The sequence below is a fragment of the Psychrobacter sp. UBA5136 genome, assembly GCF_002414005.1.
In the GTDB taxonomy this organism is placed as follows: domain Bacteria; phylum Pseudomonadota; class Gammaproteobacteria; order Pseudomonadales; family Moraxellaceae; genus Psychrobacter.
The window spans coordinates 1-9,988 of sequence record NZ_DHYG01000054.1 but is presented as its reverse complement, the minus strand read 5'-3'; the positions used below and the strand labels follow the sequence as shown (position 1 = coordinate 9,988).

12 protein-coding genes are annotated in these 9,988 nt (G+C 43.3%); 4 read left to right on the top strand and 8 right to left on the bottom strand.

The features are described 5' to 3' along the window. Nucleotides 1-22: 22 nt before the first annotated feature. Complete coding sequence (locus B4240_RS08465; protein ID WP_296238304.1) at nucleotides 23-625, bottom strand: hypothetical protein; 603 nt, start codon at nucleotides 623-625, stop codon at nucleotides 23-25. A 250-nt stretch (nucleotides 626-875) separates the two neighbouring features. Between B4240_RS08465 and B4240_RS08460 the strand changes: the two genes are divergently transcribed. Further along, entirely contained in the window at nucleotides 876-1,523 is a 648-nt protein-coding gene (locus tag B4240_RS08460; protein ID WP_296238302.1) for a DNA-3-methyladenine glycosylase, read from the top strand. 51 nt (nucleotides 1,524-1,574) lie between these two features. After that, nucleotides 1,575-1,886, top strand: a complete 312-nt coding sequence (locus B4240_RS08455) for a YqfO family protein (protein ID WP_296238300.1) — start codon at nucleotides 1,575-1,577, stop codon at nucleotides 1,884-1,886. Nucleotides 1,887-1,895: 9 nt separating this feature from the next. Here B4240_RS08455 and B4240_RS08450 read toward each other — a convergent pair whose 3' ends face one another. From B4240_RS08450 to B4240_RS08425, 6 genes are all read right to left on the bottom strand, one after another. Beyond that, the gene (locus B4240_RS08450) at nucleotides 1,896-2,267 is read right to left on the bottom strand and encodes a hypothetical protein (protein ID WP_296238298.1); all 372 of its coding nucleotides are present in this window, start codon (nucleotides 2,265-2,267) and stop codon (nucleotides 1,896-1,898) included. A 203-nt stretch (nucleotides 2,268-2,470) separates the two neighbouring features. Further along, nucleotides 2,471-2,818 carry a hypothetical protein gene (locus B4240_RS08445; RefSeq protein ID WP_296238296.1) on the bottom strand — a complete coding sequence of 116 codons (348 nt, stop codon included), beginning with the start codon at nucleotides 2,816-2,818 and terminating at the stop codon, nucleotides 2,471-2,473. A 52-nt stretch (nucleotides 2,819-2,870) separates the two neighbouring features. Continuing rightward, nucleotides 2,871-3,548 (bottom strand): hypothetical protein, encoded by a 678-nt coding sequence (locus B4240_RS08440; protein WP_296238295.1) that lies wholly within the window; start codon nucleotides 3,546-3,548, stop codon nucleotides 2,871-2,873. 985 nt (nucleotides 3,549-4,533) lie between these two features. Next, nucleotides 4,534-4,737, bottom strand: a complete 204-nt coding sequence (locus B4240_RS08435; RefSeq protein WP_296238294.1) for a CsbD family protein — start codon at nucleotides 4,735-4,737, stop codon at nucleotides 4,534-4,536. Between the two features lie 413 nt (nucleotides 4,738-5,150). Continuing rightward, on the bottom strand, nucleotides 5,151-6,476 hold the full coding sequence (locus B4240_RS08430; RefSeq protein ID WP_296238292.1) for a D-amino acid dehydrogenase: 1,326 nt from the start codon (nucleotides 6,474-6,476) through the stop codon (nucleotides 5,151-5,153). Nucleotides 6,477-6,533: 57 nt separating this feature from the next. Then, complete coding sequence (locus tag B4240_RS08425; RefSeq protein WP_296238291.1) at nucleotides 6,534-7,295, bottom strand: YgfZ/GcvT domain-containing protein; 762 nt, start codon at nucleotides 7,293-7,295, stop codon at nucleotides 6,534-6,536. Nucleotides 7,296-7,609: 314 nt separating this feature from the next. On the opposite strand from B4240_RS08425, the gene B4240_RS08420 reads away from it, so the two are divergent. Continuing rightward, on the top strand, nucleotides 7,610-7,963 hold the full coding sequence (locus B4240_RS08420) for a zinc ribbon domain-containing protein YjdM (RefSeq protein WP_296238289.1): 354 nt from the start codon (nucleotides 7,610-7,612) through the stop codon (nucleotides 7,961-7,963). Nucleotides 7,964-8,009: 46 nt separating this feature from the next. Beyond that, entirely contained in the window at nucleotides 8,010-9,311 is a 1,302-nt protein-coding gene (hemL, locus tag B4240_RS08415; protein WP_296238288.1) for a glutamate-1-semialdehyde 2,1-aminomutase, read from the top strand. Between the two features lie 105 nt (nucleotides 9,312-9,416). Here hemL and B4240_RS08410 read toward each other — a convergent pair whose 3' ends face one another. Beyond that, the gene (locus B4240_RS08410) at nucleotides 9,417-9,818 is read right to left on the bottom strand and encodes a DUF962 domain-containing protein (RefSeq protein ID WP_296238287.1); all 402 of its coding nucleotides are present in this window, start codon (nucleotides 9,816-9,818) and stop codon (nucleotides 9,417-9,419) included. Nucleotides 9,819-9,988 lie beyond the last annotated feature (170 nt).

Below are 9,988 nucleotides of genomic sequence, written 5' to 3'. Positions count from 1 at the left end.
ATTACTTTTCACTCACTATATATTATTTATCTTTGCGTGCTTCTTTAATTTTCTTAGCCGCAGTCTCCATCGCATCTGCCGCCTTATCCGCTAAGGTACCTGCCATTTCTTTAGCTTTAATTGCTGCAGTCTCTTTTAAAGAAGACTCTTTGTCGTCGCCATATTTAGAGTCATCATTTTTACTGTCTTTATCTTCTTTGTCAGAGTTTTTATTGTTGTCTTTATCGGATGATTTATTATCCTTATTGTCATTATTCAAAGATTTGTCATTCTTGTTGTCTTTATCAGACGATTTGTCGTTTTTGTTGTCTTTATCAGATGACTTATCATCTTTACTGTCATTATTAGACGACATACCATCTTTGCTGTCTTTGCTGTCTTTGCTGTCTTTGCTGTCTTTGCTGTCTTTGCTGTCTTTGCTGTCTTTGCTGTCTTTGCTGTCTGACTGGCTATTATGTTGATTATTGTTGCTATTGGAGTTCATAGCAATTTTTTGTTGTTTAGCGTCAGAATCGTGATTAGCAATGTTATTTTTCACCGTTGTATTCTGGCTGGTATCTTTTTCACTATCATTGTGTTCACTGTTATCGTGCGGCTTATTATTGTTCGTATTTGAGTTATTCATCGTCTTATCCTTTTGATTGTATTTTTTAGTGTTGGATGTTTTTAGCTTTTTAAATTCAAACTTGAATAGCGAGTTTTAAGCTTACTATTAGACTAAGTTAATTGTCTGTATAGCATCAGTTGCAATAGGTAATAAGGTCTATCGCTTGACATCATTGAGCCGACTTTTATGTTAAATTTATACCGTTAATATACAAACGTCCAAATGTCCAAACGTTGTTATAAGAAAATAAGAAAAAAGGTCATCATTGATGTTAAAGTCCGTATTACCTGACACGCAGTCCACCATTTTAGAACCTACATGGTTTACCCGTCCAACCTGCGTGGTGGCGGCTGATTTGATTGGCAAAGTGTTATGCAGGCAGGTAACCGATAGCGATGGGGCGCAAAAAATATTGCGTATGCGTATCTCAGAGACTGAAGCTTACATTGGCGAAGGTGATGCCGCTTGTCATGCCCATGCTGGCACGCGCACGTCGCGTACTGAGATTATGTATAGCCAAGGCGGTGTCATTTACGTTTATCTTATTTATGGCATCCATCATATGCTCAATTTAGTCAGCGGGTCGGCGGAGTCGCCAGAAGCGGTATTGATACGGGCGGGGTTTTTAACAGAAGATAGCGCCCGCTTGATTGACGAGCAATTGCTTAGCGTAGATAAGCAACTGACGCATCCCAGCCAGTTTGCTGGCCCTGGCAAGCTGACTAAGCGCCTGCACATAGACCGTACCTTATACGGTAAACCTATCTCGCCTGCCTCAGGGCTTTGGGTTGAAGACGATGGTTGTCAGCCACCCGTGTCGCTGCGGCCACGGATTGGCATTGATTATGCGGGGGAAGCAAAAGATTGGTTATTACGATATATTTGGACCGACCATCCTTCATTATCCAAAAAGTAGTAAATTTATAATGGCTCTGCATGTTTTCATGTTTGGTTAAAGGAGTAACTGATGTATAAACTGACCGTTTTTATTCCAGATGAAGCGCTAGAGCAAGTAAAGTCTGCTTTATTTGCGGCGGGCGCTGGAAAGATTGGCGATTATGAGCAGTGCTGTTGGCAGGTAAAAGGGACTGGGCAGTTTATGCCGCTGGCTGGCAGTAATCCCCATATTGGCGCGCAGGATAAACTTGCAACCGTTGATGAATGGCGGGTTGAGATGGTGGTGGCTGCCGCTCATATTAAGCCAGTTGTTGAGGCACTAAAGCAGGCGCATCCTTATGAAACGCCTGCCTATGATGTGATTGAAGTGTTAGATTTTTAATCTTAGCTATCAGTCTTCTTTTATTTTAATCACATGATAGCTTGGATAAGCAAGCTCGATTTTATAGTCTTCACCGCCGCGTTTGGCCTTTACTTTGATTTTACTGTCGCCTTTCTTATATTTGACGTCTTTGACGCGGTAGCCCATATTGCTGACTTTATTGGCGGCTCGTTGCTCGATAGCAGGCTGATAAAGCTCTTTATCAATAGATTTAATGGTCTTTTTGTGTTTTTTATAGATCTTGCTGTCTTTGTAAATATCTTCGTAAAGATCACCGTAGGCGTTATAGCCAGGTGCGGTGACGCAGCCTGTCGTTATCGTCAATAACGCTGCAATCATACCAGTGGTGACGCTGGTTTTTAATAAAAAATTGTTTTTCATTATATCCTCTTATAATGATGTTAAATGCGCTGTTAACTGTGCTAAAAAACTGCGCTAAAAAACTGCGCTATAAAAAGTCGTGCTATACAAAATCGTACTATAAAAATTTAGGTTATAAAAAATGGTCAAATAAACCAAGGGCTGGCTTATTTGACCAAAGGCACCAAGTAGTCAACGATGCCAAAAGCTTAACAGTAAGTTTATTAATAGCGGGAATGGTTGTTTTGATAGTGGCCATTATTGTGGTAACGGCCGTTATTACTTTTATGATGTTTTTTGTACTTATAGTGACCGTTATTGCTTTTATGATGACCTTTTTTATTATGGTGGCGGCCATTATTGGTTTTATAGTTGCTATGATTATAGCGGCCATGCTTATATCGACCATTATTGTACTTGCCGTTACCTCGGTGGTGAGCGTTTGGATGATAGACTTTGTGACCCTCATATCTTGGCGTCACAGTGGTACAACCCACGGTAGCGCTGATTAACGTAGCCACCACCCCAGCTGCAAACACAGCTTTTAAGGCGGAAAAGGTCAACATTTTCATAACAGATTTTCCCATCGTCTTATGAGCACTTTAACGATTCACATTTTAAGGATCAGTCTTTTTCAACCTTAATCACATTTAAGTTTGGATAGCCAAGTAATATTTCATACTCTTGCGAACCGCGCTTAGCCTCAATCTCAAACACCCCGCGTCCGTTCTTTTCATCGAGTTCGATATCTTCCACGCGGTAACCCATCGCTCTTACTTTATTAATCGCCCGTTGTTTAATGGCTGGATAACGCGAATCTCGTTTGATGTTGTCTTCGATATCATCGTTTTTATAGCGTTTATTATGCTTATATCTGCCATTATTGTAGTATTTGTCTCTTCTATAGTCGTCTTTGTCGTAACGGTTTTTATCGTATCTGTCATCTTGCCAGATATTAGAATATGCACGTTTGTTTGAGCTGATAAGCCTTAGATCAGGGTAGGTATATCTAAGCTCATAAACCTGATTGCTCTTTTTGGCAATGGCAGTAATTGCGCGCTTGCCCCGATAGTTATCAGAGCGGATGTCCATGACTTGATAGCCTTTACGGCGTAAGTCATTGCGCAGGGTTCGGCTGACGCGATTGTAGTCCGCATTGTCATAACCACCGTTGCCACTATATATCGGGTAGTCTTCGTAGCCCGGCCCAACCACAGCACAACCAGCCACCGTCCCTAGTAGAGTCAGCGCTAGACCAGCAGACATTGCGGTCTTAAATGAAAAAGCGGGTAGAATTTTCACAATAAAATCTCCTTTGGTATAGCCTATTATATGAATAAGGAACGGTTATTTAAGGCACACAGGTTTCATCGTGCGTCATCACACTCTATTAGTATGCAATCTAAAGTGGGCAAACTACGAGTAGGTAAAGCCGATATTTGTTTTTTTAATACTGAAATATTTTCTTACATGCCCATAGTAGAGCTTAAAACTCATTAATACATGTCTTTGCTGTTAATAAGTTGTAAATTTTGCAAATATTTGCGTAAGCATTCGACACTTTAGGTGACTAAGGCGTTGCTAACTTTAATAAATGTCGCTAACTAATTTTGCTTTTAAATAATCTTAAGGAAATTTACGAATAAATTACGTGCTAATAAACATAGTCTTATCAAAGGTTTATATTATAATTGCTCGCGTGATTTAGCCGATGTAAGCATATGCTTACACGCAATGACGCTTACGCGACTTAACACTAGGCGTATAATTTGACACTATACACACACGGCATAAGGGAATGTGGCTCAAGGATTGAGTTGACCGTATTAAGGATAATAGTTCAATTGCTGGCATCAGGATGATAACAGCAATTGTAATAAGGACACATGACCCGTGCTGCAGGCAGATGATGCCAGTAGTAGTCAGAAGAAATGGGCAGGATGCTCGGCTATCACACTATACTCAATATCCTGCAAGGATGCAGCGATTAGAGTAGTGATGGGTAACAAGGATGGTTAACAATAAAACCGCATAACAATTCATTGCTATGCGGTTTTATCGTGTCTGGGTTTTGGCGATCTATTTATATAAGCGGTATGCGGTAAATACTTACCATAGTAATTCCTATATAAATGGATGCGTAGAAAGAACAAATAAAAAAACCGCACTAATTATAATGCGGTTTCTACTCGATAACGTGTTTATAAAGGTAAACTCATAAAAACAGGTCTTTTAACAAGGTTTTATAAGTAGTTTCATTCATGATAGTAACTTTTATTAGCTACTACTAATAATTATTTTCAGTGCGCCAAGCATCAACTTCGCGCTCGGCGTCATCTCTGCTGTGACCATAACGTTCTTGGACTTTGCCCACCAGTTTGTCACGGCTACCCTCAATGTGTAACAAGTCATCATCAGTCAGATCGGCCCATTTTTGCTTAACTGAACCTTTAAGCTGTTTCCAATCACCTTTTAGCGTATGTTCGTTCATTATTATAATCCTTATTTTAGTTGTTGCGCTTCTACATGCCTATTGTTTAAAACATTCATTACTTAAAAAATTAAATCAACAGTCTGCCTAGCGCTTTAGAAGGCAAGTTATTATTTATGGTTGTTATTGCCTATTTGATACTGTTTTTAAGTACTGTGCTTTAATTACTATTTTTAAGTACTCTACAACTAGCCAGTGGCTAACTTGTGATACCAATATATGAGTTTTGGCCTGCCTTGTCTGTACGAGCAATGTTTGTATTGTTGCTTTATTATAGTAAAAAACCCGGCTTTGTTATGGAGCGCGTCGTTCTGTAAACGATAGAAAGCTTTGTTAGTATGGTAGGTAACAAAAGGCGCTAACTTATAATTGTAGCGCCTTTTTTTGCGTTGCTAGTTTTCACGTTACCAGTTTTACATTGCTAAGCCAACAAAGTCAAAATCAACGGGCGGCACCTCGCCTTGTATCAATAAGCTGATTGCCTTTGCCGAACCGCACGCATGGGTCCAGCCAAGCGTACCATGACCTGTATTAAGCCATAAATTATCAAAGGTCGCTGCCGTATTTTGACTGCCATGCCGTACTTGACCACGATGTGCGCGTCCAATTAACGGTACGTTTGATGGGGTCATTGGTCGCAAGCCCGTCCAATAATGCACAGAATTGGCAATGATACCTTTTGGGAATAATTGCTGTACGCGGCGGGTAATCGCTGCGCAGCGGGTAGCGTTTAAATCCATATTATAGCCGTTAAATTCTGCCGTCCCAGCGACTCGTAACTTATCACCAAGGCGTGAGGTGACCAATTTAAACTCATCGTCAATGAGACTAACAAATGGCGCGAGATGTGGCGCGCGCGGATTGACTTGATAAGTCGCTGAATAACCTTTGGCGGGGAAGATAGGCAGATGAACGTGAAGCGGTTTCATCAGTGCGACGCTATAACTACCAAGCGCTAACACATAACTGTCCGCGCTAAAGGTCTGCGCGTTTTCGCCCTTAGGCCGAATGGTCATACTATGCACATGCGGACGGGCAGAATGGGCGTCTGCATTTAATGCCAAAACCTCTGTATCGTATAGAAACTTTACCCCCGCCTGGGCACAGCGCGCCGCTAAGCGCTGAGTAAATAGGTGGGCATTGCCCGATTCATCGCGGCTGGTATAGGTTGCGCCTTTGAGCTTATGAGCGATAGGATAAAGCGCAGGCTCGAGGCTAATAGCATTATTAATATCAATCACATAGCGCTCGCAGCCCAGCTCTTGCATACGCTTTGTCGGCGCGATGGCGGCATCAAACTCAGCCTGATTGGTATAAAAATGCATGATACCGCGCCTTTGCTGCTCGTAATCAATACCGATATCAGCGCGCAGCTGTTGCAGGGCATCGCGCGAATACAGCCCTAAGTGCACCATTTGCACCAAATTGGCATCGGCTCTATCTGCGCGGCATTCTTGTAAAAATTGCATCGCCCACTTTAACTGCGCCTTATCAGCACGCAAACGGTACAGCAGCGGCGCATCCTCACGAAACAGCCATTTAAGCGCTTTCATCGGCGTACTAGGGTTTGCCCAAGGCGTCGCATGTGAGACCGAGATTTGACCACCATTGGCAAATGAGGTTTGCATACCAGCGGCTGACTCACGCTCAATGACGGTCACATCATAGCCTGCTTGCCGTAGATACCAGGCGCTGGTTACGCCCACCACACCTGCTCCGAGTACTGCAATATGGCTCATAAATTGCTCTGCTGCGTTTTTAGTAAGAGTGCTTTTAAGGCTATGAGATATTTCACGTTATTTTTGACGGGCAACATCCGCTTGCAGCGCTGGCGGTAATTCTAATATCGTAAGCTCGCTATCTGCTAGCTGCTCTGGGCGGGCAACGACCAAGGCTTTAAAGCCATTATCATTAGTATCGTTATCGGCAATCGCATTGACCACTTGAATTTTCTCTAGCTTATCGCCTGCTGCTGGCACGTCACCTGTGCCGCTGACATAATGTAAAAACGCTTTTGGCGCCGCTTTAAAGTAAATACGCGCGATGACCTCTTGACCCAAGTAGCAGCCTTTGTCGTAGTCCATACCGCCGCGCTGATGCAGGCGCAGCTCTTGTGGCTGAAACTCGCCTCGCGTTTCCGCAACGATCCAATAGTTACCCGCTGCGAGACTGGCTTGCATCCACGCCTGGGTGTCCGCTGGCGTATTATGCTCGTCTTTATGGCTAAAGGTTGGCACCCCATCGAGTACGCAAGGATAAATTGGCACCGGCGCACTGGTGTCAAATTTTGAAAAGGCGCCGAATTTTTTTAAATGCGCTTGAAAAGCCTCCGCACAATCGGCACTGAGAACCACGTCAAAATGTTTTTCGTCTTGTTTTTTAATCCAGAGCCCAAAGTCGATGCGCCCTTTTAAATTGCTAAGCGCCGTTGCTTGATAGCTAAGCCCGAGCTTGGTGACATCAGAGGTCAGCTGGCCTTGCAAGAATTTTCCCGCATCCTCTCCATGAATGGTTAGTTGAACAAATTGTGGCAATGTTGATAAGCTTGATTGAGTCATTGTTATTGTCCTATTTATCAGTCGTTATAATCTCAGATATTGTGGTCAATACTGAGTTATTAAAGGTGGTCTTAAATTTTTTGCCATGTGCAGCTTTTATCATTTAAAAGCACATGGCTAACAAATCAAATTCAGTTAAAGCAGAGTAGCACAAAACACCGTGCGTTAAAAAACGTCCGCGTTAAGAGATAGACGAATGTAGCAATTAGTCACAGTAGCGCGTTTGCAGCCGAAGCAATTGGTTAAAGCTGGCGAGTTACGGTACAATGATAGCGTAAGAATACACCCAATTTATCACGGCTGACGAGGAAATTATGAGCTTACCCAATTGCCCAAAATGCGATGCTGATTATACGTACGAAGACGGTGCGCTGCTGGTATGTCCCATGTGCGCTCATGAGTGGACCGCGGCTGAAACTGATGCGGCGCAAGCTGAAGACCAAGACGCCATCATTCGTGATGCGGTCGGTAACAAGCTGCAAGATGGCGATACCGTCACCGTGGTTAAAGATTTAAAGGTTAAAGGCTCATCAACTATTATCAAAGTTGGCACCAAAGCAAAAGGCATACGCCTCTTGCCTGATGCATCTGATGGTCACGATATCGACTGTAAGCTCGAGGGCTTTGGCCCCATGAAGCTAAAATCATCGGTGGTTAAAAAAGCCTAATGCATTATTAATAAAATAAGACAAAACCCATAAGTAGAGAATAATTATGAGCACTAAAAATGAGCAACTCTTTGCGCAAGCTCGCAAGCATATTCCTGGCGGCGTAAACTCGCCCGTCCGCGCTTTTGCTGGCGTTGGTGGCACGCCTGTTTTTATACACCGTGCTGCGGGCAGTAAGATTTATGACACCGAAGACAATGCTTATATCGATTATGTCGGCTCTTGGGGTCCGATGATTTTGGGCCACGCGCATCCAAAAGTAATTGATGCGGTCAAACAAGCCGCTGATGATGGTTTAAGCTTTGGGGCGCCAACGCCGTTTGAAACCACTGTTGCCGATAAGATTTGCGACATCGTCCCAAGCGTTGAGATGGTTCGCATGACCAGCTCTGGCACAGAAGCGACCATGAGCGCGATTCGTTTGGCACGCGGCTTTACTGGGCGTGATAAAATCGTTAAATTCGAAGGCTGCTACCACGGGCATTCTGACAGTTTATTGGTAAAAGCGGGCTCAGGCATGCTAGATATTGGTGAGCCAACCTCAAAAGGCGTGCCAGCGGACTTTGCTAAGCACACGATTACCATTCCTTATAACGACCCACAAGCGATCAAAGATTGCTTTGCGAAATGGGGTAGTGAGATTGCTTGCGTGATTGTGGAACCTATCGCTGGTAACATGAATATGGTCATTCCAACGCAAGAATTCCATAATACCTTGCGCGAGCAATGTACCGCCAACGGCGCGGTATTGATTTTTGATGAAGTCATGACCGGTTTTCGCGTTGGCCTTGGCGGCGCCCAAGCGCATTTTGGCATTGACCCTGATTTAACCTGCTTTGGTAAAATCATCGGTGCTGGTTTACCCGTTGGTGCTTTTGGCGGTAAAAAAGAAGTGATGTCTTGCATTGCGCCACTTGGCGGCGTTTATCAAGCGGGTACGTTATCAGGTAACCCACTAGCAATGCGCGCTGGTATCGCGATGTTTGAAGACTTAACCGTCGATGGTTTTTATGATCAATTATCAGTGAAAGTAGACAAACTTATTGATGGTTTCCAAGCAGCAGCGGACAAACATGGCGTTAATTTACGTACCAATAAATTGGGCGGTATGTTTGGTATGTTCTTTGTCAAAGACGCTGCAACGCGCGTACCGCAAAACTTCGATGAAGTGACCGAGTGTGATATGGACGTCTTTAATACCTTCTTCCATGGCATGCTAGATCGCGGTATTTATCTTGCGCCATCGGCTTATGAAGCAGGCTTTATGTCTATCAAACATAGCGACGCAGATATTGACGCTTCTATCAAAGCAGCTGATGAGATTTTTGCAGAAATGGCAAAAGCATAAGTCATCTATATTAAGCCGCTTGCTTAAAGCTAAAGGTTCAACGTTCTTTAGTTTTAAATAAGCAAAAAAACCAGCATGGCTATCATGCTGGTTTTTTTATGCTTACTAAATTTTATCAAATTTGCGGTCTTTTAAACTTAAATTACCGCGTAGCACGTCGGTGAACATACGTATGTCGCCAGCAAAGCTTTGTAGGGGATATTTAAAAGTGGCAGGCTTGTTTTTTTCAAAGAAAAAATGGCCAACCCACGCGCAGGCGTAACCTGCGGCAATGCCTTTAAGCAGTGGTTTTACTGAGCGGTTCTTGACGGATTTTGCTAAGCCTAATAAGCCAAAACTACTGCCGGCAAAATGTAAACGGCGACAAGCCATATTTTGATGCTCATCTAAATAAAAGTCATAAAATTTATGCTTGGCTGGGCCTGCGACGTTGATAAGTTTGCCGTCACTGGCTTTTTCGGTGCTGCTAGCGTTGATTTGTGAAGTTTGAGTGGCGGTCTGATCCATGGCTTTTGCTTCCTTGCAGGTTATTATGAACTACCCACTACCTAAAGAGGTAGGGGTTTCTTAGGTAATACCCATACTTGATACGATGATCTGTATCAGCGGTTAGGCAAATTGACTAAGCTAATCCCGTCGCACCGACGGTTTTTGATTGTTCTGCCAGCCTTAACCCT